This is a genomic window from Pseudoalteromonas sp. Angola-4 (genome assembly GCF_028599265.1).
GTDB classification, from domain to species: domain Bacteria; phylum Pseudomonadota; class Gammaproteobacteria; order Enterobacterales; family Alteromonadaceae; genus Pseudoalteromonas; species Pseudoalteromonas atlantica.
In genome coordinates, this window is record NZ_JAQREK010000001.1 from 458330 (window position 1) to 483227 (window position 24898).

The following is a 24898-nucleotide window of genomic DNA, read 5'->3' on the forward strand; positions in this document are numbered from 1 at the left end:
TAATTTGCTCTATAAAGTGACGGGTAACACCTAGTATAACGAGCTATAAAAATGAAACCAGCCCTTAGTTTTCAAGAAGGACCCAAACCGCTGTCATGGCAGCAGTTCCCTCATGGGGATTATTTACGTGCTGACATTGAACAAAAAATGGATCAATGGCTGCCGCGTATGTTTGGTTACCATATGCTTAAATTAGGTAATTTAAGTGGCGAGCTTAATACCAGCATAAGCACTATAAAACACCAAGTATGTGTTGCCGAAGAGGGGCCTTACACAGGTGTAATAGCCGATATAGACGAACTGCCTTTTTATGAGCACAGTGTTGATGCGTGTATTTTAAGCCACTGCTTAGAGTATCACTCAGACCCACATCACATATTACGCGAGGCGCATCGTACACTTATACCCGGTGGTTACATTGTTATTACCGGATTTAATCCGTTTAGTTTATGTGGATTGGCGCAAATGTTGCCCTTTAGCGGCCAAAAGCTGCCGTGGACGGGGCGTTTTTTTACGCCTGCGCGGGTAAAAGATTGGCTTAATTTATTGGGGTTTGAAATTATTAGCGATGAGCGCTTTATTTACTCATCTCTTGCGCGGGGTAACAGGCTTTCGCGGTTTGCATTTTGGCGCAGCTTTGCCAAACAGTATTTAAAACCTATGGGGAGTGTGTATATGCTGGTGGCGCGAAAACGCGTGGCTCCGCTTACGCCTATAAAACCTAAGTGGCATGCAAGGCCGCAGTTTTCACCTGTAAAGGGGGCAGGGCTTAGACAAACATCAAAGCAGCACTTTAAACAGTGTGAGCAAAAAAATAATAATAGTTAAAAAATGTAAGTAGGCACTTTTTAACCCAGCCATGAGCCTTACACTCATGGCACTAAAAAGTGCAAAAGCTTTAACGGGTTAAGGTTGATACCCTACATCATCAAGTAGGTTGCTACTGCCTGCAGCGTCACGGGCCAAATCGTCAACTATTTCGTTATATTTATGCCCGCTATGTCCCTTTACCCATTTCCATGTAACCGTGTGCTCGCTACAAGCGCTATCAAGTCGCTTCCATAAATCAACATTTTTAACCGGCTTTTTTGCCGATGTTTGCCAGCCCCGTTTTTTCCAATTTGCAATCCACGACTCAATACCCTGCTTAACATACTGGCTATCTGTGGTGAGGTTAACGGTGCAAGGGCGGGTGAGTGATTCAAGGGCAACAATGGCAGCGAGCATTTCCATACGGTTGTTTGTGGTTAGCTTATACCCTTGGCTTAATTTTTTTTCGTGGCCGTTATAAATCATAAAAATACCATAACCACCAGGGCCCGGATTACCTAAACATGAGCCATCGGTGTAAATCTCTACGGTTTTTTGCACTGTTTTACCTTGATATTATGTACAATAAAGTGATTATAGAAAGATACCAGAGTCAGGCTAAATTCGATATGGCACGTAGACAAATAGTTTTAGATACAGAAACCACCGGCATCGACCCCAAACAGGGGCACCGGATTATAGAAATTGGGTGTGTAGAATTAATAAACCGACGTTTAACCGGTAATAATTTTCATGTTTACATTAACCCACAACGCAGCATTGAAGAAGAAGCAATAGATGTTCACGGTATTACCAACGAGTTTTTACGTGATAAACCACTTTATCGCGATATAGCGCAAGAGTTTTTTGACTACATTAAAGGTGCAGAGCTTGTAATACATAACGCCCCGTTCGATGTGGGCCATATGGATAACGAGTTTGCGCTGCTTAACCAAGGCTACCCAAATACGCACGAGTACTGCCAAGTTCTCGACACCCTTAAAATGGCGCGTGACTTGCATCCTGGTCAAAAGAACAACCTAGATGCTTTGTGCCGCCGTTACGATATAGACAACGCAAAACGAACATTACACGGCGCATTACTGGATTCTGAAATTTTAGCCGATGTTTACCTTGCCATGACTGGCGGGCAAACCAAGCTAAACTTAAACCAAAATAAAGATGACGGCAGCGAGCAACAGACTGGTGGCATAAGACGCTTAAGTAGTGACCGAGCACCTTTAGTTGTATTGCGCGCAAACGACGCTGAGCAAAGCGCACACGAAGCACGACTCGATCTTATAGACAAAGAAGGCGGCCACTGTTTATGGCGCGCTGAATAAGGCCAACTATGAAAACGATGTATTTTATAACTGTACTGTGCGCCACCTCACTGTTTAGCGCCAGTGCGTTTGCCGTTAAGCAAGTAGAGCTGCTTAAACGCGACGGCGAACAAAATGAAATACCGCTGCTAGATAACCGTTTTCGTATAGACAGCCAATTAGACGAAATAACCTTACTATTTTTTAGAAAGCCAGGTTCGCCCGCGGTTATTTTAGTCAGGCCCGATGGCAGCAAGTACTTTGCCACTAACGCCGTTAAAGATCCCAACCTCGATTGGTTTGATGAGCTTAGTTACGACTTAATCACCATAAAAAAACCGATGGCTGGCCCATGGCAAGTTATTGGCCGCATTTTGCCCGACAGCCGCATTGTGGTGTTAGGGGAAGTGTCTTTAAAAGCACAGCCATTACCTCCTATGTTATTTAGAGGCGAGACAATAAAAATAACGGGCGAAATTTTAAATGATGATGAGCCTATCGATGCTAACTTATTCACAGATGTAGTTAGCCTAAACGTTGACTTTGTAAGTACCAACGATGAAAGCTATGCAAACTTTGGTGCAGGCACTCAAGAAGTTGCCGAATTTAAAGACGATGGCCGCGGCTTTGATGAACGCCCTAACGATGGAGTGTTTACTGGCGAATTTAAATTAGACTTTCCAGCAGGGCAGTGGACACCAGAACTCTATATAGCGACCCCCTTATTACAGCGACGGATTGTGCAAGACCCTATCATTGTGCATGAACCGCCATTTAAATCTGAGGTCGCACTGGCAGAGCTTGATACTGACGATCACCAGCTATCTATTAATATAGATAGCAACATAGTTAAACCCGAAACTGTTATTGTGCAGGGAAAAATTTATTACCCTAACAATGAAGAGCAAATGTTCACTATTGACGCGCAAGCGGGTGATACACGCCAACTAGCAATTAAAAACTATGATTGGGGAAGATACAGCGTTGAACTGTCTGTTTTTGGCACTAATATAAACGGTCGTGAGTTTATGGCCACAATACCAACATACAAATTTGAGATAGAAAGGCCAATAGAAGCAGTACCAGAAATAGACCCTGCTACGCTTATTGATCAAAACCTGGCCTTGGAAGCTGAGCCCGTTGAAGAAAAAATGGCCACTTCTACATTAGTGACTTTAATCGTGGGCTGTAATTTGCTCATTTTATTGTTAGGGTGGTTAGCAATTCGTATTTTTGTACAGAAAAAGCCAATCAAATTTAACTTTAAACTGCCTTTTTTAAACAAAAAGAAAGTAAACGATGAGAGCAACGCCGATGCAGAAAAAAATCAAGTCGGCAAAAATGGCTCAAAAAGTGACAAATCAGGTGAAATTTTAAACCTTTCGATGTCAGATGACTAAAAAACCTGTAAAAAAACAAAAAAGCCCTTGACGAAGTAGGGGCTGATTCGTATTATTCACGCCGCTGCAAAGGGAGACCTAAGCAGAAACGAAAATGCGGAGTGGTAGTTCAGTTGGTTAGAATACCGGCCTGTCACGCCGGGGGTCGCGGGTTCGAGTCCCGTCCACTCCGCCAATTTTCGACAATTTGTAAGTAGACGCTGGAGTGGTAGTTCAGTTGGTTAGAATACCGGCCTGTCACGCCGGGGGTCGCGGGTTCGAGTCCCGTCCACTCCGCCAACACTTACACAACATATGGTTGTAAAACATATTCTTATTATGGAGTGGTAGTTCAGTTGGTTAGAATACCGGCCTGTCACGCCGGGGGTCGCGGGTTCGAGTCCCGTCCACTCCGCCAATAAGAAAAAATAACAGTTTAAATACGCGCTGGAGTGGTAGTTCAGTTGGTTAGAATACCGGCCTGTCACGCCGGGGGTCGCGGGTTCGAGTCCCGTCCACTCCGCCACTATTTAAACACTGTTATGTTACAAAATTTGTATGCTGGAGTGGTAGTTCAGTTGGTTAGAATACCGGCCTGTCACGCCGGGGGTCGCGGGTTCGAGTCCCGTCCACTCCGCCAACAAATTTAGTAATGACAAGTAATATGATATCTCTGCGGAGTGGTAGTTCAGTTGGTTAGAATACCGGCCTGTCACGCCGGGGGTCGCGGGTTCGAGTCCCGTCCACTCCGCCATTTGATATCGTAACAAAATTAGTAAGTGCATTACCCCATGCACATACCACTGCGGAGTGGTAGTTCAGTTGGTTAGAATACCGGCCTGTCACGCCGGGGGTCGCGGGTTCGAGTCCCGTCCACTCCGCCACTTGTTATTTCCTCAATAGCAAGCTTATAAAATCCTTGGTTAAATAATTTTATAAATTACCCTTTGGCTATCAGCTATCAGCTATCAGCTATCAGCTATCAGCTATCAGCTATCAGCTATCAGCTATCAGCTATCAGCTATCAGCTATCAGCTATCAGCTATCAGCTAAATAATCGACTACTTAATGCTAACCTGCTAATATTCCTGCCTATTCTTTAATATTCAGCTTCTTATATCTGCATGAATAGCCAAGAATCTAGTCTCACTTTAAAAAAGGAAGCACTAAAATGAGCACACTAGGTCAACAAGTAAAGCAGCTAAGAAATAATAAAAAATTGAGCCAACCTGAATTTGCCCAGCAAGTAGGGATAGAGCAAAATCATACCCAAACTACCTCAAGATGCGAGTTTCAGTTGGAATTAAAAGCGATTTAGGCAAGGCATTGATTGCAATTAATAGTGGTTCTATTGTTAAAATCAATAACGCAGTATCAATCGCTTTTAAACCAACCCTTTGGGCGTTTCACAGGCACTTACTCTCATCGTTGTTACTTCTTAAAAGGGACTGCCATTGTTGCAAAGTAACGCCTTGATATTAAGCCCCTGTGAGACGCTGAATTCTGCATCTTGAGGTGGTTTGGGTATATATCAAAACTTGAAAACGATAAATCAATTCCCTCGAATGAAATATTTAGAGCCTTATTGATAGCATTAGATCTTTCAATTGATGAGTTTATGAAGCCGATTGTATCAAGTCATGATAAAACCAGGCTTATGCAGATACCGGATGTTGAGCAGTGGTATAAAAATAAAGCTGTGAGCACTTCAGTAACTCAGCGTAAATTGATTTATTTAGCAATGTTTTTAATTTCGTTTGGGTGTGCACTATTTTATGCAGGCCATAAAAATTATGTGTTTAACGAACATTTTTATGAGTATCGCTCAATTGGAATTATTAAAAATGATGAACCACTCAATGTTTTCAATCATTGGAAAGATTATATAATAGATCCCAGTGCTGAAAAGCGTACAGCAAAACTTAAAGAGATGCTTGCTAGGCGTGTTGAACTTTTTAAATTAATGGATGAGTATATCGGTGAATCATTTGTCGAAGAAGTGACGGGTGGTAAACGTGTTTATACAACAAATGCTGTCCCACGCTACATATCACATGCAGGTAATACCTGGCTTGAGTTTATTGGATTATTTGCAGCTGTTTTAGGTTTAGCTCTGGCGGTATTAGAACCAAAATTAACGCGTCACGCATAAAAAGCTGTATGCGAACAAGCACACAGCTTTTATCTTAAATTTAGCCCATAGTTGTATGGGCTTAAGCGCTATTTTAGATAGGTATCTAAAAAGTTTAAGTAAGCGTTAGAAGCTGTTATACGGTTTTCTTTTTTAGTAAAACCATGCCCTTCATCATCAAACAATACATACTCTACTGGCACGCCATTGGCTTTGACTGCGGCAACGAGCTCATCGCTTTCAACTTGTAAAACACGTGGATCGTTAGCGCCTTGTATTACCATTAAAGGTTTAGTGATATTTTTAGCATGAAATAGTGGCGATATAGCCCGATGACGCTCACCATCTGTTGCAGGGTCGCCCATTTCATCGTACAACGCCTTTTTAAAACTCTCCCACCAGGGTGGAATTGAGTTTAGCGTTCTTACCCAGTTAGTAACCCCAAAAATATTAATACCGACTTTGAATTCTTCCGGCTCAAAAGCAAGGGCAGCAGCAGTCATAAAGCCGCCGTAGCTGCCCCCTATGATGCCAATTTTATCTGCATCAACCCACTCTAAACTCTGCAGGTGCTTTTTACCGTACACAATATCTTGTAAGTCGTCAGTGCCGTGCTTTTTATCATCCAAATGAAAAAATGTTTTGCCGTATCCTGAACTACCTCGGTTATTAACGGCAAAAATAGCATAGCCATGATTAACTAAATGTTGTTGCATTGCTCTGTAACCAGTACGGCTTTGCCCACCAGGACCACCATGCACCCACACCAGCGCAGGTACTTTATTGTTTCTGTTGGCTTGTTTTGGTTTATACAACACGCCTGGTATTTCTAGATCATCAAAACTTTTAAAGCGTACAATGGTGCTCTCTACTAAGTCGTTTTGATCTATGTCTTTACTTAATGTGTTAGTAAGCTGCTTAGCTTTATTACTACCGACTTGCCAAACAAATAAATTGCTTGGTGAGGTGTCTGAGTTTAAATAAAACGCCATGGTTTTCTCGTCACTTGAGAAATTCACACCGTGTAAATTACCATTGGGTAGGGCGGGCATAGCAACTTGTTTACCTGTCAGAGTATCTAAAATAGACACTTTGGTACTGGCATCGGCATTGACACCACTTACTTGGTAGCGACCAGATTTAGAAAAATAGATAAAGGTTACATCCCACTCATCTTCTAAGGCCGGCGTGTGCTTACCTGTGGCTAACTCATAGCGCCACATTTGTGAAAACTCGCCTTTTTCGTCTGTAGAGTAATATAAATATTTACCATCAGCAGAGAAGGTTTCAGGCGTATATTGTGCGGGATCATCATGCTGGGATATAAGTTGTGGCTTGAGGTTTTTTTTATAAGTGTCAAGAATGTATGTATCACTGTCTTTATTGCTATTATTTTTAGATAAAGCAATAAAGCGTCCATCGGGGCTAATGGCGCCAACATCTAATCCGAGCTCATTTTGATAAACAGGAGACACTTTATAGGTTTCACTATCTACACGATATAAATCCATAAATTTGGCATCACGCTGATTACTTGAGATAAAAAACTGGCTGCCGTCTTTTGTAAAGCCTGCAAAGCCAGCTCGTGTTTCATCGCCAGGGGTTAAATCTTTGATTGAACCGTCAACTTCACGCACGTAAACATGGTACCGTTCGTTACCGCCTGAGTCTTTGGTAAACAATATACGCTCATCATTAGGGAAATAGCGTACTGGGTAAGTACTGTCTTCAAAATTAGTTAAGCGGGTTTTACTACCGGTTTTAACATCGACTTCGTATATGCTGTAAATGCCGCTTTCATCGCTACTGACTAACACTTTATCTCCACTTGGTGAAAAACTACTGCCCATAATAGAGGTGGTGTCAAAAAAAGTTTTTGCGTCGTAGGTTTTTACTTGTTGTGTTTGCTCAGTTTTTACAGCGCTAGAGCCTAAACTATTAGATTGATTGCAACCCGCTAATGCAAGAGATACAGCACAGGTAATACAGGCAAGTTTGAGGGCTTTTTTCATAGGTACATTCCTTGGTTTATAGTTATGTTTTCATTTAGAAGTGTTGACCTAACGTTTTTCAAACGCAAGTATTTCTGATATGCAAACAGTAATAAAGTGTTACAAACCATAAATCGTTTTTATATAAGTATTCGCTATAATGATAACTCGTTGAAAAGTGGGTATTTATGATAGAAGTCATTGGGTTACATAAACAGTTTGCTGAAAACATATTGTACAACGGTTATAACGTGCGATTCTGTGCACCTAAAATATGCATCGAAGCACCTAATGGCCAAGGGAAAACAACTCTATTGATGATGTTAGCGGGGCTTGAAACTTACGAAAGTGGTGAGCTTTTGTTTTCTGGAAACACATTAACCGAACCACATAAGCAAATTGCTATTGCCTCTGACAGTATTGCTTTACCCGACTTTTTAACAGCAAAGCAAATAATTAACTTATCCTCAAATACATTTGGTTGTTGTTGGCCAACAGCTATAGTCGATGGATTTAATTTTAATGAATTTCTAAATACGCGCTTTGACGCTCTATCATCAGGGAACCAAAAGAAGTGTCAGTTAATTTTAGCGCTTATGCGCGATGCACCGTATTTACTGTTAGATGAACCCAGTGCAGCGCTTGATCAAGCGAGTATTGAGTATTTATTAATTTTACTTGATGAATATTTAGTAAATAAGCCACAAGGTCAAATAATTATTACCTGTCACGAGCCCGAGCCTTTTTTACTGCATGGCTTTGAGTGTATGCCTTTATGATTGCAAATTTAAAACAATCAATTGGCCAATACCGCTCTTTTATGGATTATCGTTTTCTGACATACAAGACTGAACTTACACAATTATTATTCCAACTGAAAAGCTTTGGGGTGTTTTTTTTAGTGGTGTTAGGCTCGTCAGTGTTGGGTTTGATATTGCTACTTTTTTTAGGGCTTGGAAAAATTATTGATAGTAGTGATGCACCTCAATATGTTGCGCAAATGGCTTGGCTGTATTTGCTGCTACAAAGTGTAATGTTAAGCGCAATGAAGTCCGCAATAAAAAACTCAGCCCAACGAGCGTTTCAACAGACATTGGTAAAGCGGTATTGGCTTGGTTTGATGGATATAAAGCTTTTGCTGTTAAGTAATGGCTGGTTGATTGCAAGCCTTGTTATCGCGGTTGACCTGAGCATTAACCAGTGGCTTAGGGCGCCGCATTTTTTGGTGTTTTTACTATTACAATTTACGCTCGGCATTTTATGCTTATACAAGCCAATAGCGCTTGTTTATGGATTTTTGTTATCTGCAATGTGGCTAATGTTACCGTTTGATGTAAGTCCACTGATTTATCAGTGTGGCTTTGTGCTGTTATTTGCCTTAAGCACCTTAATGGTACCTTTTAATTTTGCAGCTAAGTTAGATCTAAGCTCACTTACAGGCTTTTGGCTAATGTTTTTTATACACAACAGCTGGACTTTGATTTGGCGAGGTGCTTTATTGTTGTGCGTATTTATGGCATTTGAGGTACTACTACAAGAGCGCGCTAATTTAGCTGATATATTTAGTATTTTGTCACTAGCTTTTGTGGTGTTGTTTAGTAGTTCATTACAATTTGATTGTAGTCATCTACATCAACAATATAGTGTGTTTTTTAAAATGCAGAATAAGCAAACAGCATTTTTTATTGGCCAATTTGTTCCTAGTTTAATTGTGCTCTTACTTTCGCTTATTGGTTTTTTTGCTTTATTCAGCCAAGCAAATGGCTTGTTGCTATTAACTGGCATTATTTGGTGCGCACTCCAACAAGCTATCGTGCAAAAAAAACCAGCGCATTACGCGCTGGTTTGGATGATCACAACAGGCGGACTGTTGGCTGCGTTAACCTAACGGGTTAAGCTGCATCTGCTTTGCTGTCTTCGCTTTTACGTGCGGCTTTGCCTGCTAATAAATCAGCTGGGTCAAAGTCATCAACGTTAATCACATCTAAGCGGGCTTTTTCAACAGCGGCTAATTTATCAGCTTCTGCTTGGCTTAATATGCCAGCTTCAAGGCCCATTTGCGCTACTTTATCAAGTTGGAAGAATGGCAGTTTAAGGCCTTTTTCTTTACATACTCGTTCAAATAACGGCTCTACAGCCAGTACGTCTTTAAGTGTTTGCTCTTGACGGCCAACTAGGTTTAGTGGCTCATCTTTTAAGTAAACATAGCTTGCTAAACGGTTACGCGTTTCGCTAGGTACTTGAAGTAGTTGTGCTAGTTTATGCTCAAGTTTGTCGGTAGGTTTACGAACCGGGCGACCAAACGGGAACAACAATACTTTTAATACACCACGTAATGGGGCAGACGGCATGTTATTGATTAAATCAGCAAGGGCACGTTGGCAGTGGTAAAGATGATCCTGACAGCTCCATTTTACTAGGGCTAAATCTTCTTGTTTACGGCCTTCGTCGTTATAGCGTTTAAGCGTTGCAGACACTAAATATAAGTAACTTAGTAAGTCACCTAAACGTGCTGAAATACGTTCTTTACGTTTAAGCGAGCCACCAAATACCGCCATGCTAATGTCAGACATAAGCGCAAGCGATGCACTAAAGCGTGATGCTATACGGTAAAACTCTGCGGTGTCGTCTTTGTACGGTACGCTAGTAAAACGTGCACCACTAAGCGCAAGCCACTTAGTACGTACAAGGTTCGACATCGTAAAGCCAATGTGGCCCATTAGCGCTTTATCAAATACGTTAAGCGCTTCTTCGCGGTCTTCAATTTCACAAGCACCAAGCTCGGTTAGTACAAATGGATGACAGCGAATTGCACCTTGACCATAAATAATCATATTACGGGTCAAGATGTTGGCACCTTCTACTGTTATAGCAATAGGGGCACCTTGATAGCCACGACCTAAATAGTTATTTGGCCCAAGCATAATCCCTTTACCGCCAAGTACGTCCATTGCATGAATGGTCGACTCGCGCATTTGCTCGGTAAGGTGGTATTTAATAATAGCTGAAACAACCGATGGCTTTTCACCTAAATCTACCGCACCCGTTGACATACTAACTGCTGCATCTGAGCTGTAAGCGTAACCTGCAAGTTTAGCCAGTGACTCTTCAACACCTTCCATTTTACCAATTGGTAAACGGAACTGACGACGAATACGGCTGTATGCACCTGTTGCTACGGCAATTGTTTTAATGCCACCGGCAGAGTTTGATGGCAATGTAATTGCACGGCCAACCGATAAACATTCAACCAGCATTCGCCAGCCTTGGCCAGCCATTTCTGGGCCACCAATAATGTAATCAAGGGGTACAAAAATATCTTTACCGCGAGTCGGGCCATTTTGAAATGGTACGTTAAGCGGGAAGTGGCGACGACCAATTTCAACACCTGGCGTGTTAGTTGGAATAAGTGCACAGGTAATGCCTGGCTCTTTGTTGTCGCTTAGTAAACCATCTGGATCTTGTAGTTTAAAGGCAAGACCAAGTACTGTAGCCACTGGTGCAAGAGTAATGTAACGCTTGTTCCAGGTAAGGCTAATACCTACTACTTCTTCACCGTTCCATTGCCCTTTACACACTACACCGTAATCAGGAATTGAGCTCGCGTCAGAGCCTGCTTCTGGCGAGGTTAATGCAAAACATGGAATTTCTTGGCCTTGGGCTAAGCGCGGTAAATAATGATTTTTTTGATCTTCAGTACCGTAGTGCTGTAGTAATTCACCTGGGCCTAACGAGTTAGGTACACCTACAATTGACGATAGTAAGGTCGATTTACTGGTTAACTTTTGCAGAACACATGATTGTGCAAACGCAGAAAACTCTAAACCGCCGTATTCTTTTTTGATGATCATGGCAAAGAATTTATTATCTTTTAGATATTGCCATACATCTTGCGGTAAATCGGTAAGCTCGTGTGTTGCTTCCCAATCATCTAGCATGCTACATACTACTTCTACAGGGCCATCAATAAAGGCTTGCTCTTCAATAGTCAGCTTTGGTACTGGGTATTGGTGTAGCTTTTTCCAATCTGGGTTACCACAAAATAAATCAGCTTCCCACCACGTAGTACCGGCATCGATTGCTGACTTTTCAGTGTCAGACATGCTTGGCGTTACTTTTTTAAAGGTAGTAAAAATCGGCTTGATAATATATTGCTGACGAATGCCAGTAACAGAAAGAGGAACTGCGATGATCAAAAAGATCAACCAGCTAATTAAACCAAAAGCACCTGCAAAGGTACCAATTAATAATGTTGCGGCAGAAACACCAAGTGCTGTGTTCCAACTCGCTCTGTGGTAAACCGCGATGCTGAGCAGTGCGATTAAACCGAGTGTAAATATGAGTGTCATTGCTTATTCCTTAATAGAGGTCAGACCACCTCAGTTAGAGTAGCGCTAGTGAGCGTAAGTTTCAAGTACATTACACCGTTAAATTAACGACAAACTAGCTATTATGCTTATCCTTATTCCCTTTATAAGGAACGAGCATGCACCACTGCTGTGTTTAATTCAATCACAGCAATTATTTAAGCACTAAAAATCAGTAAATCAGCTAGCCAAAAAAGTTTTTTTAAGTAAGTATGTCTGTTGTAGCGCACAGTAAAGTACAGCGCTATTTATACGTATTTTTTAAGGGTTAGTTTATTAATGTGTGAATTACTTGGCATGTCAGCCAACGTACCTACGGATATTTGTTTTAGTTTTTCAGGTTTATTAGAGCGCGGTGGTAATACTGGCCCGCATAAAGATGGCTGGGGTATAACGTTTTATGAGGGTAAAGGGTGTAGAACCTTTAAAGATCCTGAGCCAAGCTATCAATCAGAAATCGCCAAGCTAGTAAAAGCTTACCCCATTAAAAGCGTGTCGGTAATTAGCCATATTCGCCAAGGCAACCGTGGTCGAGTGTGCCTTGAAAATACCCACCCGTTTACTCGTGAGCTTTGGGGGCGCGAAATTACCTATGCACATAATGGCCAGTTATCTAACTATCACGATTTAAAACCACAATATTATCGCCCTGTGGGTAACACCGACAGTGAGCTGGCGTTTTGTTGGTTGCTAGATAAAATTCGTGAAAAATACCCAAAACGTCCCTCTAATATGGCCTCTGTATTTAGATATGCGGCTAAGCTTTCACATACGTTACGTGAAAAGGGCGTATTTAATATGTTATTGACCGATGGCGTATTTGTATTGGCTTACTGCACGAATAACTTACACTACATAACGCGCCGAGCGCCATTTGGTAAAGCAACGTTAATTGATGCCGATATGGTGGTTGACTTTAACGAAGAAACCACCCCAAACGATGTAGTAACAGTAATAGCTACACGGCCATTAACCAACGACGAACGCTGGCAAAAAATGCAGCCAGGGGAGTTTGCGTTATTTAAAATGGGCGAACTAATTTAGTTAATTAGCCTAAAAGCAAACACAAAAAAACGCGATATAAAATCGCGTTTTTTTGTGTTTGCTATCACCGTGTTTACGGCGCTTCTGATCTTACTTCGCTGCTTTCACTTACTGGAGTAGAAACAGGTTGGGTAACGGTAAATGAATTCATTTGTACCTCAAACTGCTCCATGCCTTTTTCGCCTTTCCACATACGTACAAGCATGTAGTCCATTTCTGGTGCAAACCAGGCAAGGGCTTGGCGTTTATCGTTATCGTATAAACGTTTTACTTTTATAGCTTCTACGTTACCAATTGGCAACGAAATCATTTCTTTGCCAACCACTTCAAAGTTGTAGTCGCGGCGATTGCCTTTTTTATCAATAAGCGGAAACGAAAAATAAGTTTCGCCTTTTTTTAAGCCTTCGCGTACTTGTACTTGATACGAAATAGCATCTTGAAATTCGTCAGTCCATTCGCACTTTAGCGGGTATTCGCTAGTACTACTGGTGACCACTTTATTTTGTGTATCAAAGTCTATTTTATAATCTTTATCTGGGCCGGTGCCGGTACGCACCATATTGTAATGATGAGGAGTGACTTTGTTATCTAAAAAAGTAAATACTGAGGTTTCTTCTCGCTTGTCAGAGAAAATCATCCACTCAATATTGCTGTGATAAGTAAGTTGATATGTTTGCTCGCCAACTTTTTTAAGTTCGCGTACTGCCTCGCCATGATTTTTACCTTTGCGTAAAATATCGTAGCTGGCTTGATACTCTGTTAGTTCGCCTGCAATTAGGCTAGTAGGAAGTAAAGCGCCCACACATAACAGCAGGGCACTTATTTTTTTATTGTGGGTAGTGCGCGCCGTGTGCAGGAAGTTGTTTTTCGTCAAGAACTGCATAATCTGCTTCCATAGTAAGTCTGTGTTCACTGAACCACTTGACCACCAAAGGATAAATTATATGCTCTTGTTCGTGCACGCGTTTAGCTAATGTTTCTGCTGTATCATCCTTGAGTACAGGTATTTGCGCCTGAAGAATAACGGGACCGCCGTCTAACTCTTCAGTTACAAAATGAACACTTACGCCATGAACATCGTCTTTTGCATCAATTGCTCTTTGGTGGGTATTCAGCCCCTGATACTTAGGCAACAAAGATGGATGAATGTTCAACATTTTTCCAACATACTTTTGCACTAAGCTAGGAGTAAGAATACGCATAAACCCAGCTAATACAACTAGATTTGGCATAAAAGAGTCAATAACGTTCATTAATTGCGCATCATAGGCCTCGCGCGAGTCAAAATCTTTGTGACTGAGCACTTTTGTAGCAATACCTGCTTGTTTTGCACGCTCAAGGCCGTAAGCGTCTGCTTTGTTACTTATAACAGCCGCTATGTGTCCGTTTATTTCGCCGCGCTCGCAGGCATCAATAATGGCTTGTAAATTAGAACCACTACCCGATATTAATACCACTAAGCGAATGGGTGCCATTACTTAGCACCACCTACAATTTCTACTTGCTCTTCGCCGGCAACAGCATCTTGAATTTCACCAAGGTGCCATGCGTTTTCGCCAAGCTCTTTTAAAATGCTTAAGCTTTGCTCTAGCGCATCGCCTGGTACTACTAATACCATGCCTACACCACAGTTAAATGTACGGTACATTTCGTGCGTAGTAATATTGCCGTTTTCTTGTAACCAGTTAAAAACGGTTGGCCACTCCCAGCTATCGCCTTTAACTACTGCTTTTGCAGAATCAGGTAATACACGCGGAATGTTTTCCCAAAAGCCGCCGCCAGTAATATGCGATAGGGCATGCACGTCTACTTGCTTAAATAACTCAAGTAAAGGCTTAACGTAAATACGGGTTGGCTCTAGTAAGTGCTCGCCTAGTGTTTTGCCGTCAATAACTTGGTTCGTATCGGCGTTTGATACTTCAAGCACTTTACGAATTAAAGAAAAGCCGTTTGAGTGCGGACCGCTAGAGGCAAGGGCAATAAGTTGATCGCCGGCTGCTACTTTTGTGCCATCAATAATTTTAGATTTTTCTACTACGCCGGTACAAAAACCGGCCATGTCGTAGTCTTCACCATCGTACATACCTGGCATTTCAGCTGTTTCGCCGCCAATCAGGGCACAGCCAGAAATCTCACAGCCTTTACCAATACCGGTTACTACATCGGCCGCTGTGTCTACATCTAGTTTACCTGTTGCATAGTAATCTAGAAAAAACAGGGGTTCAGCGCCTTGTACTATTAAATCGTTTACACACATTGCAACTAAATCAATACCTACAGTGTCGTGTTTTTTTAAGTCGATAGCTAAACGTAGTTTAGTACCTACACCGTCAGTACCTGCCACTAGTACTGGCTGTTTGTAACCTTCTGGAATTTCGCAAAGAGCGCCAAAACCACCAATTCCGCCCATTACTTCTGGACGACGCGTTTTTTTAACTACGCCTTTAATACGCTCAACAAGTGCATTACCAGCGTCGATATCTACGCCCGCGTCTTTATAGCTTAATGACTGTTTTTGTTCGCTCACAGGTTTTCCTCAAATAATTGCTTGGGGTTGCTTTTCGATAGCTTAGAAACGCGCGTATTTTACAACAATTGCAACTGCGCGGCTAGCTCAAATATAGTTTTGAAATAATTAACAAGGACACTTGTCCGCTATTAGTTTGTTAATTGCACAAAAAAAGCACCCTAGGGCGTGTTGACCTTTGCGGATTGGAATTTGTTCAATCTAGGGGCGATTAAACCGCGGCGCGAGGTTTGTAACCTAGTGGGCTAAGTAAAAATCGAGCAACAAAGAGTTTATCGTCCCTAGAAAGAACCCGAAGGGCAGCGCATGTTTGGCATTTATGCTGCGTTATTGCCTATTTATGTGGAATAACCACACTTCACAGGCTCTGCCTTGCCTAAAAACCAAACACACTGCTGCAAATTCAACCATCAAAGAACAACACGCCCTGGGTGCTTTTTAGTTATTTATGCTTTGGCAGTTAGTATTGCTCTAAGTGGAGCAGGGTAACCTTCAATGGTTTTACTGGTATCGTTTGGGTCTAAAAAATCAACTAACGATTCGTTTTCCATCCAGTCGGTCCTGCGTTGCTCATCAAGCGTGGTAATTGCGCAATCTTTTATTTGCACATCTTTAAAGCCAACGCGCTCCATCCACAGTTTTAGTGCAGCAGTACTTGGAATAAACCAAACGTTGCGCATTTTTGCGTAGCGGTCGGTAGGTACCAGTACGGTGTTTTCATCGCCTTCAATTACTAACGTTTCTAGCACGAGTTCGCCACCTGGGCGAAGCTGCGCTTTTAACTGCGCTAAAAAATCGATAGGCGAGCGGCGGTGATACAGCACCCCCATAGAAAACACCGTATCAAACGCTTTAAGCTCGGGTAGTGCCTCTACACCTAATGGTAATAAATGCACGTTTTCGTCTGGGTTGTAATGTTTAATGGCCTGAAACTGACACAAAAATAAATCAGAAGGGTCAATACCCACTACAAATTCAGCGCCTTCACCGCGCATACGCCATAAGTGATAGCCAGAGCCACAGCCTATATCTAATACTGTGCGGCCTTTTAATGGCTCAATATGAGGAAGTAGGCGGTCCCACTTCCAATCGCTGCGCCACTCTGTGTTTATTTCAATACCGTGTACAGTAAAGGGGCCTTTGCGCCATGGCATCATGCGTTTTAATAAATGCGTGGCTTGTTTTTGCTCGCCTTCGCTCATCTCCCCCGGTGCGCCAATTTCTACTTTAGTGGCGATATCAACGTGGGTTGTTTTTACTTCTGGCAGATTTTTAAGTACTTTTTGCCATTTTGGTAAATCGCCATGGCTTGCCTCGTTTTGCCAATGCTTTAATTGAGCGGGCAGGGTTTCTAGCCAGTGGCTAAGTGGGCTTTGTGCAATTGCTGCGTAAAATTGGTTAAACCATTGAGACATAAGTCACTCTCTTTATTTAATTGCTACCATTGAGCAAAAATTAAAACATTGATACCACACCTGCGTTTGGCTAAAACCAATGTCGCTTAAACGATTAAAGTGAGTGCTTAGCGTATCGGGGCGCATCACGTTTTCAATGGCAGTACGTTTTTGGCTTATTTCAAGCTCTGAGTAGCCATTGTGGCGTTTAAAGTCGTGGTGCAAATCAATTAATAAATTATCGCACTGCTCGTTTTCGGCTTTAATTTTTTCGCTAAGGAGCAGGACGCCACCGGGTTTTAAGTTAGCGTAAATTTTTTCAAGCACGGCTTGGCGCTGTAAAGGCGGAATAAATTGCAAGGTAAAATTCATGGCCACTACCGACGCATTTTGAATCTCAAGCTCGTTAATATCGCCTAAAGTTACTGTAACAGGCACGTCTGACTTAAAGCCTTGTAAATGTACCTTACAACGCTCAACCATAGCTTGTGAGTTATCTACAGCAATAATGTGGCAGTTATCGGTGCGAATATTACGGCGCATACTTAGGGTAACCGCACCAAGCGAGCAGCCTAAATCGTAAAGGTTTGAATTACTTTGCGCATATTCACCGGCCAATTTACCCATAGTGCTTACAATGGTGGCGTACCCAGGCACAGAGCGCTGGATCATATCCGGAAAAACCTCAACCACATTTTGGTCGAAGCTAAAATCTTTTACTTGTTGCTCAGAGGCGTAAATACTGTCTTTTATACTCACTAAGGCAGTCTCTTTAAAAATAATGGCACTATTTTAACATTTTATACTGGATAGTCAGTGATAAATTCAGTAGCTTGGCTAGAATTATGAATAATAAGTATAAAAGAGAACGTTAAATGAGCAAAAGTAAGGTAATTAGCACAGACGATATATTAGCAACCCTATGTCATTCAGTGACGGGTGTTCTGTCATCAGCCAGTGGTAACGAAATTAGCTACTCGGCTATGGTGCAAAAAATAACGCGCACCTGTATGCGTCCAGACATTGGCTGTTTTGTATTATTTGATGGTGGCTTTACGGGGCTAGTAGTCACTAATTTTACAGCGCAAGCGGCAATGGAAATTTACGGCGATTACATGCGCAATATGGGCATGCCTGAAGAAGAAATTGCCCACAGTCATTTATCAGATGACGTTTCAAATGTAATGGGCGAGCTGATGAACCAAATTGTTGGTGACTTCACTTCTAAAGTGCGTGAGCAGTTACATACCTCTATTACGCAAAACCAGCCAAAAATGATGGCGATTAATAAACAAGTGCAAATATCGGTTGATACCACTATGGATCGCCCACAAGCACGCCGCGTAACCTTTACTACGCGCAACCAAAATATTTTTTACCTAGAGCTGGCAATGGATAAAACAGAGTTTATTAAACTACATGACTTTGACATTGTAGAAGCGATAGACCCTGATGACATTATCGAAAACGAAGCTAAGCAAAAGGCCGAAAAAGCAAAAGCTAAGTCAAAAGAAGCAGAACAAGATGATGCCGATGATGACTTTATGGCTGAGCTAGGGCTGTAATGTAGGTTGGGTTGAGCGAAGCGAAACCCAACGTGCTTTTGAGCTGTCAGTTTTAAGCTATCAGCGGTCAGTAGAAAAGTTACCAAAGAGAACGCGATTTTATATCGCGTTTTTTTATTGAGAACTTTGATTACGAGTTAGGTTGTATTTATTTTTCGCTGACCGCTGACCGCTGACCGCTGACCGCTGACCGCTGACCGCTGACCGCTGACCGCTGACCGCTGACCGCTGACCGTTCATGAATAAGGATTCTTTCCCATTGCCACCACCACACAAAAAATCCGTAAATCTAACTCTAACTGATGGTATTGCGGCTCCATATGGCAGCACAATTTATAAAAGCTCTTGTTGTGGTCTTTTTCTTTAAAGTGGGCGAGTTCGTGTACGACTAGCGCTTTTAACAGTGGCTCAGGTGCGCGCAGTAAATCGCTGTTTATGGCTAAATCGTGCTTACGGGTTTTACCTTGCATGCGGTAGGTGTGAGTACCGAGTGCGTTGGTAATCATATCACCTTGTTTTTTAAATGCAGCGCGGCCAAACGGTGGGGCGTTTTTTAAATACTGCTTTTTTAAATCAGTGGCGTAGCTGTAAAGTAGTTTGTCGGTGGTGATGGTGTGCGCATGTGGGTATTTTTTAAGTAAGTAGTCACATACCTTGTTGTTATTTATAAGGCTTAATACTTGCTCAACAATGTTAGCTGGGTAGCCGGTAAAGTAACGTGCGTATTCACTCATTTTTATTCTCTATTTAAAAAAGCGTTGGCTGGTGGGCTTCTTTTTCGCCGCTGAATGGATTTAATACCGGGTGATTATACCCTAGGTCTTCACAAAACTGCCTAGCAAGGAGTGGAGATTCACGGTTATCGGCAGTATGAAAAAAAACATACGGGGTTTTTCCCTCATCAAGCCATTGTTTTACTTTATTGAGCCACGGTTTATAAAAGGGTTTATAGTCGTTTTGTAAATCGGCTATTACAAAGCGTGCCATCGGCTGCGAGCCAGTAGCTATTGCATGTACCGGTAAGTGGGGCTTTTTTTGTTGTGCATCTATTAAAGCCTCGGTGGTGGGCTTTACTGCAAAAAGCGCACGGGTATCCATAGAAATACGGTTTATATTATTTGCCATTAATAGCTGATTAAGGGCAATTTCGGCCTCACCTTTTTTAAAAAAATCACTATGGCGTACTTCTACGCCGTAATTTAGCTCTTTGGGGAGCAAGCTAATAAATTGCGTTAATTTAGGTAAATCGTTTGGACCAAACGCTTTGGGTAATTGCAGCATTATTTGCCCTGTTTTTTCAAGTATTGGGGCAAATAACGTAAGCCAGTCATTAAGTTCTGTTTGAACATTACTAAGCGCAAGCTCGTGGCTAAAGCGACGATGAAACTTAAACGTAAATTTAAAGTCCTCGGGTACGCTTTGAGCCCAGCGTAAAACAGTGCTTGGCGCTGGGTCTGCGTAAAAGCTGGTATTGCCTTCAACTGAGTTAAAATGCTGGGCATATTGGTTTAGCATATCGGCATTTTTACATTGGCGGGTAAATAAGTTGCCTTTCCAGGCGCTGCTCGACCACTGAGGGCATCCAATATATAACATAAAAAGGGTGGCTTAATGACTTCGTGGCGTAAGTGTACCAAATACATACGGTGCTTGCTGCAAATTAACATTACAAAGCTAAACACACGCTCTAGGGCGTGTTGATCTTTGTAGATTGAAATTTGTTCAATCTAGGGGCGATTAAATCGCGGCGCGAGGTTTGTAACCTAGTGGGCTCGATAACTGCTCCTGCGTTATTCTAATGACTTACATCCCTGTAAGAATAAGTAAAAATCGAGCAAAGCTTCCGCGTCCTGCTCACGCCCCTTACCTACATCCATGTAGGCAACAAAGAGTTAATCGTCCCTAGAAAGAACCCAAAGGGCAGCGCATGTTTGGCATTTATGCTGCGTTATCGCCTTTTTATGGGGAATAACCACACTACATAGACTCTGCCTTGCCTAAAAGCCAAACATACTGCTGCAAATTCAACCACCAACGTTCAACACGCCCTAGCATCTTGATACTACTTGGGTATAATGCAGGGCTTAATTTGATTATTTTTAGATTGCTAGCGGCTTTATTTGTATTGTGGTGACCAGTTTTTTAAATCACACGCCTTAAAACAAATAAATATAACCGTTTAAGCCTTTTATCTGACAGGAAAACTATGCGCTCTATATATTGCGGACAGCTAAATAAAACTCACGTAGATCAAGAAGTTGAACTATGTGGCTGGATCAACAAACGACGTGACCTTGGTGGACTTATCTTTGTCGATTTACGCGATAGAGAAGGGTTAGTACAAGTTGTATTCGATCCAGAGGTTGAAGGACTAATGGATAACGCTAACAAACTTCGCCAAGAGTTTTGTGTGCAGTTAAAAGGTGTTGTACGTGCGCGCCCAGAAAGCCAAGTAAATAAAGACATGGCAACAGGCGAAGTAGAAATTTTAGGTACTGAGCTAACTATTATTAACCGCTCTGAGCCGCTTCCGCTTGATTTTAATCAAACCAATTCTGAAGAGCGCCGCTTAAAGTACCGCTACTTAGATTTACGTCGCCTTGAAATGAGCGACCGTATTAAGCTGCGCGCTAAAGCAAGCAGCTTTGTTCGTCGCTTTTTAGATGACAATGGCTTTTTAGACATTGAAACACCTGTACTTACAAAAGCAACACCAGAAGGTGCACGCGATTACTTAGTACCAAGCCGTGTTCATAAAGGCAGCTTTTACGCATTACCACAGTCGCCACAGTTGTTTAAGCAATTGTTGATGATGTCGGGTTTTGACCGTTACTACCAAATTGTTAAATGTTTCCGTGACGAAGATTTACGTGCCGATCGCCAACCTGAATTTACCCAAATAGATTTAGAAACCTCGTTCATGAGCTCTGATCAAGTACGTGGTATGACTGAAAAAATGATCCGTGAAATGTGGCAATCATTATTAAACGTTGATTTAGGCGATTTCCCAATTATGCCTTACAGCGAAGCAATGAGCCTTTACGGTTCTGATAAGCCAGATTTACGTAACCCAATGAAGCTTGTTGATGTAGCTGATTTAGTAAAAGACGTAGAGTTTAACGTATTTTCAGGCCCAGCTAATGACGAAAAAGGCCGCGTTGCTGTATTAACAGTACCGGGTGGCGCTAAGCTTTCGCGTAAGCAACTTGACGATTACACTAAGTTTATTGGCATTTACGGCGCTAAAGGTATGGCGTGGATGAAAGTAAACGACCGCGATGCAGGCGCTGAAGGCGTTCAATCTCCAGTTGCTAAGTTTTTAAACGAAGAGGTAATTACCCAGTTACTTGAGCGTACTAATGCACAAACGGGCGACATTATTTTATTCGGTGCCGATAAACGCAACGTTGTAAACGAAGCAATGGGCGCGCTTCGCTTGAAGCTTGGTGTTGATTTAGAAATCACTAACCTTGATAGCTGGGCGCCACTTTGGGTTGTTGACTTCCCAATGTTTGAAGAAGATGACGAAGGCACGTTACATGCTGTGCATCATCCATTCACAGCACCAAAAGATATTAGCGCAGAAGAGCTTGAAGCAAACCCTGCCGCGGCTATTTCAGATGCTTACGACATGGTATTAAACGGCTACGAAGTAGGTGGCGGTTCGGTACGTATTCATAATGCTGATATGCAAGAAGCAGCATTTAGAATTTTAGGTATTGATGCGCAAGAGCAACAAGACAAGTTTGGCTTTTTACTTGATGCCCTTAAATACGGCACACCACCACATGCTGGTTTAGCCTTTGGTCTTGACCGTTTAGTTATGCTTTTATGTGGTACCGATAACATTCGTGACGTTATTGCATTCCCTAAAACCACTCAAGCATCGTGCTTATTAACCGATGCACCTAGCAAAGCTAATAGCGACTCGTTAACTGAGCTTGCAATCAGTGTGGTAGAAAAAGCAATTCCTAGCGAAGAGTAATACCGCGCGCAACAAATGCGCTTAGCTAGATTTAAAAACCCTTAGGAGTATGCCTAGGGGTTTTTTTATGGTTAAATTTAAACCAGTTCATACTAATCGTGTTAAGTTATTAGTCTATTTAGCACGCTAGAATAGTTAAATATTTAAGTTGCTTGGTATCAAATATTATTCAATAGAGAGGGAGTTCTTATGTCGTTTAATCTGACATTATTTGGTGAATTTTTAGCTTTTTTTATTTTGTTTTGCATTCCAATTTTTGCGCTTATTAGCTACAAAATAGGTAAACGAAAAAGCACCATGCCGGGCGTTTTAGCTTTTGTAGGCGGATGTTTAGCGGTATTTCCGCTCTTTGGCTTAATTTTTATCGCCTTATTAGCGCTTAAACAAGACTTGCCAAAAACCAGCCCTTATGCCCATTAAACAACCCTAAATACGGACACATAGTCACAGTGCCAATTTCTAATAATAGCTATTATTGCGATCAGCAATTTAGTGCCTTACATCTAGCAAAACACACACTCCAAAACACAGAATTTGAAGCATGTACGTTTATAAATTGCGACTTATCTCAGGGGCAATTTAAAACGTGTCGATTTATAGAGTGCAGCTTTGAGCATTGCAATTTATCGAGCATTGAATGGGGATACAGCTCGCTTGAAAATGTAAGCTTTAGCCATTGTAAGTTAAACAGCGTGCAATGGGGCGATGCAGATTGGGGAGCGCTAAGTATTGATGCGCCGGTGAGCTTTAATAGCTGTGAGCTTAGTAACTGCTCTTTTTATGAATTAACTTTAAAATCACTAAAATTAATACACTGCTTTGCAAAAAATGTTGATTTTAGACATGCCAATTTAAAGCAAAGTACATTTACAGGAAGTAATTTTCGCGATAGTGAGTTTTTTCAAACCACTTTAACTGAGTGTGACTTTGTAGGGGCTACAGAATTTAATATAGATTTAAACAGTAATACGTTAGCGGGTGCTAAGTTTGAGCGCTTTGAAGCTCTTAATTTACTTACAAGCCTTAATATTGAGCTTTGCGATTAATATGTGAGGAGCGTTTAGAAGCTGCATATTGCAAGCCTCTAAACAATGAATAACCTTTAATAAGATTAAACAGTGGCCTGTAGCTTGGTATTAACAGCTAGGGCCATTTTTATTACGTGCGTTTGCCAATGTGCGGGCAATTTCAAGCAGTGCAGGGGTGATGTCATCAGCGCCGTCTTTAATTAATTTGGTTACATCGCCAGATGAATATAAGCTATCGCGCGGCGACTTAATACCAAGTTCGCGCACAAAGTCTTTTGTTTTACCTGTGCTGCCTGTTTCAATAAATTTAAAAATAATACGCTCGTTGTTACTTTTTGGCGCGGCCTGTAACACGGCAATTTCTTCTTTATAGGCTTCTATTCGACTTTGCAAAATGTCGATACGTTGTTCAATAGTGCTGTATGATTTCATGGGGTACTTTTCTAAATTAACTAAAAATAATAGCCGTATTATCGCATACATTAGCAATGGCGCGCGCTAACCTTTATAGTAAAAGTTATTTTTATTTAAAAACAGTAATTTATATAAGTTAAAACATGCATAAAACAATAAAAAAGTTACTAACATTAAGTGCATTTAGCCTAAGTGCGAGTTTAATATCACCATTAAGCTTTGCTGATGATGTAATAGTGGATCAAAGCCGCAATCGGACCATCCCTATAAATATCACATACCCCAATGAGAGTAATCAATGCAGCGTACACGCAAAGTGCCCTGTAGCATTTGTAAATGCAGGCTACGGCATTAGCCACAATGACTACACGTTTGCGAGTAAGCTATTTAATGCACAGGGTTATTTAAGCATTGCAGTCGCGCATGAGCTTAAAACCGACCCTGCACTTAATCGTATACAGCCATATTTAACCACCCGCATGGAAAACTGGCACCGCGGTGTGGTAACGCTTAAGTTTTTAGTTAATCAGCTAAGTGCTCAATACCCTGAGTATAACTTTTCTCAGCTCACGTTATTTGGCCACTCAAACGGTGGCGATATATCTGCTTTATATGCTTCAATTTACCCAAATGAAGTAAGCCAAATAATTACCCTCGATCACCGCCGCATGTTGATCCCACGTAATAAAAATATACGCGTGCTTACACTGCGTGGTAGTGATTACGCAGCCGATGCGAATGTTTTATTAAATGAAACAGAGCTAAAAAACTTCCCTGTTAGTCAAGTAATGATTGAAAAATCGCGCCATAACGATATGTACGACGGCGGACCCATGTGGCTGGTACAGAGAATAAGTAAAGAAATGCAGGCGTTTTTAAATTAACAAAAATTTGTAGAGCTTTATTTCAGGGCCTGTTGACCTTTCAGGGTTATAATTTGT

The 24898-nt window shown here is 41.7% G+C and carries 24 protein-coding genes and 7 tRNA genes; 20 read left to right on the forward strand and 11 right to left on the reverse strand.

What is annotated here, in order from left to right; genetic code table 11:
* Nucleotides 1-51: 51 nt before the first annotated feature.
* Nucleotides 52-828, forward strand: coding sequence for a class I SAM-dependent methyltransferase (locus PSH48_RS02105; RefSeq protein WP_055255234.1), 777 nt, complete (start codon nucleotides 52-54; stop codon nucleotides 826-828).
* A gap of 78 nt (nucleotides 829-906) precedes the next feature.
* On the opposite strand, the gene rnhA is transcribed toward PSH48_RS02105, so the two are convergent.
* Nucleotides 907-1371: a ribonuclease HI gene (gene rnhA, locus PSH48_RS02110; RefSeq protein ID WP_004585980.1), complete on the reverse strand. Its 465-nt coding sequence runs from the start codon at nucleotides 1369-1371 to the stop codon at nucleotides 907-909.
* 68 nt (nucleotides 1372-1439) lie between these two features.
* Here rnhA and dnaQ point away from each other — a divergent pair, with 68 nt between their 5' ends.
* The 11 genes from dnaQ to PSH48_RS02165 all read left to right on the forward strand — a co-directional run bounded on the left by dnaQ (nucleotide 1440) and on the right by PSH48_RS02165 (nucleotide 5663).
* Nucleotides 1440-2153 carry a DNA polymerase III subunit epsilon gene (gene dnaQ, locus PSH48_RS02115; protein WP_138579816.1) on the forward strand — a complete coding sequence of 238 codons (714 nt, stop codon included), beginning with the start codon at nucleotides 1440-1442 and terminating at the stop codon, nucleotides 2151-2153.
* An 8-nt stretch (nucleotides 2154-2161) separates the two neighbouring features.
* Complete coding sequence (locus PSH48_RS02120) at nucleotides 2162-3532, forward strand: TIGR03503 family protein (protein WP_024033683.1); 1371 nt, start codon at nucleotides 2162-2164, stop codon at nucleotides 3530-3532.
* A gap of 98 nt (nucleotides 3533-3630) precedes the next feature.
* Nucleotides 3631-3707: transfer RNA gene (locus PSH48_RS02125), tRNA-Asp, on the forward strand.
* 27 nt (nucleotides 3708-3734) lie between these two features.
* Nucleotides 3735-3811: transfer RNA gene (locus PSH48_RS02130), tRNA-Asp, on the forward strand.
* 41 nt (nucleotides 3812-3852) lie between these two features.
* Nucleotides 3853-3929: transfer RNA gene (locus tag PSH48_RS02135), tRNA-Asp, on the forward strand.
* 31 nt (nucleotides 3930-3960) lie between these two features.
* Nucleotides 3961-4037 (forward strand) — tRNA-Asp (locus PSH48_RS02140).
* Nucleotides 4038-4074: 37 nt separating this feature from the next.
* A tRNA-Asp gene (locus tag PSH48_RS02145) sits at nucleotides 4075-4151 on the forward strand.
* A 37-nt stretch (nucleotides 4152-4188) separates the two neighbouring features.
* A tRNA-Asp gene (locus PSH48_RS02150) sits at nucleotides 4189-4265 on the forward strand.
* 53 nt (nucleotides 4266-4318) lie between these two features.
* Nucleotides 4319-4395 (forward strand) — tRNA-Asp (locus tag PSH48_RS02155).
* A gap of 287 nt (nucleotides 4396-4682) precedes the next feature.
* A complete protein-coding gene (locus PSH48_RS02160) occupies nucleotides 4683-4829 on the forward strand; it encodes a helix-turn-helix domain-containing protein (protein WP_223230549.1) in 147 nt (48 codons plus the stop codon).
* A 267-nt stretch (nucleotides 4830-5096) separates the two neighbouring features.
* Complete coding sequence (locus PSH48_RS02165) at nucleotides 5097-5663, forward strand: transcriptional regulator (RefSeq protein ID WP_273610810.1); 567 nt, start codon at nucleotides 5097-5099, stop codon at nucleotides 5661-5663.
* Nucleotides 5664-5731: 68 nt separating this feature from the next.
* Here PSH48_RS02165 and PSH48_RS02170 read toward each other — a convergent pair whose 3' ends face one another.
* Nucleotides 5732-7654 carry a S9 family peptidase gene (locus tag PSH48_RS02170; RefSeq protein WP_273610811.1) on the reverse strand — a complete coding sequence of 641 codons (1923 nt, stop codon included), beginning with the start codon at nucleotides 7652-7654 and terminating at the stop codon, nucleotides 5732-5734.
* A 167-nt stretch (nucleotides 7655-7821) separates the two neighbouring features.
* On the opposite strand from PSH48_RS02170, the gene PSH48_RS02175 reads away from it, so the two are divergent.
* Both PSH48_RS02175 and PSH48_RS02180 read left to right on the forward strand, forming a co-directional pair.
* Entirely contained in the window at nucleotides 7822-8412 is a 591-nt protein-coding gene (locus PSH48_RS02175) for an ABC transporter ATP-binding protein (protein WP_064386947.1), read from the forward strand.
* Nucleotides 8409-9521: a DUF6136 family protein gene (locus tag PSH48_RS02180; protein ID WP_273610812.1), complete on the forward strand. Its 1113-nt coding sequence runs from the start codon at nucleotides 8409-8411 to the stop codon at nucleotides 9519-9521. The genes PSH48_RS02175 and PSH48_RS02180 overlap by 4 nt, the downstream gene beginning before the upstream one ends.
* A gap of 4 nt (nucleotides 9522-9525) precedes the next feature.
* On the opposite strand, the gene fadE is transcribed toward PSH48_RS02180, so the two are convergent.
* Complete coding sequence (fadE, locus tag PSH48_RS02185) at nucleotides 9526-11982, reverse strand: acyl-CoA dehydrogenase FadE (protein WP_029772579.1); 2457 nt, start codon at nucleotides 11980-11982, stop codon at nucleotides 9526-9528.
* Between the two features lie 297 nt (nucleotides 11983-12279).
* Between fadE and PSH48_RS02190 the strand changes: the two genes are divergently transcribed.
* On the forward strand, nucleotides 12280-13044 hold the full coding sequence (locus PSH48_RS02190; protein WP_004587229.1) for a class II glutamine amidotransferase: 765 nt from the start codon (nucleotides 12280-12282) through the stop codon (nucleotides 13042-13044).
* Between the two features lie 73 nt (nucleotides 13045-13117).
* Here PSH48_RS02190 and PSH48_RS02195 read toward each other — a convergent pair whose 3' ends face one another.
* From PSH48_RS02195 to cmoA, 5 genes are all read right to left on the reverse strand, one after another.
* A complete protein-coding gene (locus tag PSH48_RS02195; protein WP_029772580.1) occupies nucleotides 13118-13855 on the reverse strand; it encodes a DUF3108 domain-containing protein in 738 nt (245 codons plus the stop codon).
* Nucleotides 13856-13871: 16 nt separating this feature from the next.
* Entirely contained in the window at nucleotides 13872-14519 is a 648-nt protein-coding gene (purN, locus tag PSH48_RS02200) for a phosphoribosylglycinamide formyltransferase (protein WP_004588939.1), read from the reverse strand.
* Nucleotides 14519-15571 (reverse strand): phosphoribosylformylglycinamidine cyclo-ligase, encoded by a 1053-nt coding sequence (gene purM / locus PSH48_RS02205; protein ID WP_138579437.1) that lies wholly within the window; start codon nucleotides 15569-15571, stop codon nucleotides 14519-14521. Before purM ends, purN begins: the two co-directional genes overlap by 1 nt.
* A 446-nt stretch (nucleotides 15572-16017) precedes the next feature.
* Entirely contained in the window at nucleotides 16018-16986 is a 969-nt protein-coding gene (gene cmoB, locus PSH48_RS02210; RefSeq protein WP_054982276.1) for a tRNA 5-methoxyuridine(34)/uridine 5-oxyacetic acid(34) synthase CmoB, read from the reverse strand.
* Nucleotides 16987-16998: 12 nt separating this feature from the next.
* Complete coding sequence (gene cmoA / locus PSH48_RS02215; RefSeq protein ID WP_004588942.1) at nucleotides 16999-17724, reverse strand: carboxy-S-adenosyl-L-methionine synthase CmoA; 726 nt, start codon at nucleotides 17722-17724, stop codon at nucleotides 16999-17001.
* Between the two features lie 116 nt (nucleotides 17725-17840).
* Between cmoA and PSH48_RS02220 the strand changes: the two genes are divergently transcribed.
* Nucleotides 17841-18530, forward strand: a complete 690-nt coding sequence (locus tag PSH48_RS02220) for a DUF3334 family protein (RefSeq protein ID WP_004588943.1) — start codon at nucleotides 17841-17843, stop codon at nucleotides 18528-18530.
* 236 nt (nucleotides 18531-18766) lie between these two features.
* Here PSH48_RS02220 and PSH48_RS02225 read toward each other — a convergent pair whose 3' ends face one another.
* Complete coding sequence (locus tag PSH48_RS02225; RefSeq protein WP_138579439.1) at nucleotides 18767-19264, reverse strand: M48 metallopeptidase family protein; 498 nt, start codon at nucleotides 19262-19264, stop codon at nucleotides 18767-18769.
* Nucleotides 19265-19277: 13 nt separating this feature from the next.
* Entirely contained in the window at nucleotides 19278-20126 is an 849-nt protein-coding gene (locus PSH48_RS02230) for a DUF72 domain-containing protein (RefSeq protein ID WP_138579441.1), read from the reverse strand.
* Nucleotides 20127-20736: 610 nt separating this feature from the next.
* Here PSH48_RS02230 and aspS point away from each other — a divergent pair.
* From aspS to PSH48_RS02245, 3 genes are all read left to right on the forward strand, one after another.
* On the forward strand, nucleotides 20737-22515 hold the full coding sequence (aspS, locus tag PSH48_RS02235) for an aspartate--tRNA ligase (RefSeq protein ID WP_138579443.1): 1779 nt from the start codon (nucleotides 20737-20739) through the stop codon (nucleotides 22513-22515).
* 189 nt (nucleotides 22516-22704) lie between these two features.
* Entirely contained in the window at nucleotides 22705-22935 is a 231-nt protein-coding gene (locus PSH48_RS02240; protein WP_024033669.1) for a hypothetical protein, read from the forward strand.
* Nucleotides 22936-22964: 29 nt separating this feature from the next.
* Nucleotides 22965-23561: a pentapeptide repeat-containing protein gene (locus tag PSH48_RS02245; protein WP_273610813.1), complete on the forward strand. Its 597-nt coding sequence runs from the start codon at nucleotides 22965-22967 to the stop codon at nucleotides 23559-23561.
* Nucleotides 23562-23651: 90 nt separating this feature from the next.
* On the opposite strand, the gene PSH48_RS02250 is transcribed toward PSH48_RS02245, so the two are convergent.
* A complete protein-coding gene (locus PSH48_RS02250; protein ID WP_273610814.1) occupies nucleotides 23652-23975 on the reverse strand; it encodes a hypothetical protein in 324 nt (107 codons plus the stop codon).
* 125 nt (nucleotides 23976-24100) lie between these two features.
* On the opposite strand from PSH48_RS02250, the gene PSH48_RS02255 reads away from it, so the two are divergent.
* On the forward strand, nucleotides 24101-24841 hold the full coding sequence (locus PSH48_RS02255) for an alpha/beta hydrolase (protein ID WP_273610815.1): 741 nt from the start codon (nucleotides 24101-24103) through the stop codon (nucleotides 24839-24841).
* Nucleotides 24842-24898 lie beyond the last annotated feature (57 nt).

Coding starts and splice junctions, on each gene's coding strand:
- PSH48_RS02105 (WP_055255234.1), top strand. CDS start 52: ATGAAACCAGCCCTTAGTTTTCAAGAAGGACCCAAACCGCTGTCATGG.
- dnaQ (WP_138579816.1), top strand. CDS start 1,440: ATGGCACGTAGACAAATAGTTTTAGATACAGAAACCACCGGCATCGAC.
- PSH48_RS02120 (WP_024033683.1), top strand. CDS start 2,162: ATGAAAACGATGTATTTTATAACTGTACTGTGCGCCACCTCACTGTTT.
- PSH48_RS02160 (WP_223230549.1), top strand. CDS start 4,683: ATGAGCACACTAGGTCAACAAGTAAAGCAGCTAAGAAATAATAAAAAA.
- PSH48_RS02170 (WP_273610811.1), bottom strand. CDS start 7,654: ATGAAAAAAGCCCTCAAACTTGCCTGTATTACCTGTGCTGTATCTCTT.
- PSH48_RS02175 (WP_064386947.1), top strand. CDS start 7,822: ATGATAGAAGTCATTGGGTTACATAAACAGTTTGCTGAAAACATATTG.
- PSH48_RS02180 (WP_273610812.1), top strand. CDS start 8,409: ATGATTGCAAATTTAAAACAATCAATTGGCCAATACCGCTCTTTTATG.
- fadE (WP_029772579.1), bottom strand. CDS start 11,982: ATGACACTCATATTTACACTCGGTTTAATCGCACTGCTCAGCATCGCG.
- PSH48_RS02190 (WP_004587229.1), top strand. CDS start 12,280: ATGTGTGAATTACTTGGCATGTCAGCCAACGTACCTACGGATATTTGT.
- purN (WP_004588939.1), bottom strand. CDS start 14,519: ATGGCACCCATTCGCTTAGTGGTATTAATATCGGGTAGTGGTTCTAAT.
- cmoB (WP_054982276.1), bottom strand. CDS start 16,986: ATGTCTCAATGGTTTAACCAATTTTACGCAGCAATTGCACAAAGCCCA.
- PSH48_RS02220 (WP_004588943.1), top strand. CDS start 17,841: ATGAGCAAAAGTAAGGTAATTAGCACAGACGATATATTAGCAACCCTA.
- PSH48_RS02225 (WP_138579439.1), bottom strand. CDS start 19,264: ATGAGTGAATACGCACGTTACTTTACCGGCTACCCAGCTAACATTGTT.
- PSH48_RS02230 (WP_138579441.1), bottom strand. CDS start 20,126: ATGTTATATATTGGATGCCCTCAGTGGTCGAGCAGCGCCTGGAAAGGC.
- aspS (WP_138579443.1), top strand. CDS start 20,737: ATGCGCTCTATATATTGCGGACAGCTAAATAAAACTCACGTAGATCAA.
- PSH48_RS02240 (WP_024033669.1), top strand. CDS start 22,705: ATGTCGTTTAATCTGACATTATTTGGTGAATTTTTAGCTTTTTTTATT.
- PSH48_RS02250 (WP_273610814.1), bottom strand. CDS start 23,975: ATGAAATCATACAGCACTATTGAACAACGTATCGACATTTTGCAAAGT.
- PSH48_RS02255 (WP_273610815.1), top strand. CDS start 24,101: ATGCATAAAACAATAAAAAAGTTACTAACATTAAGTGCATTTAGCCTA.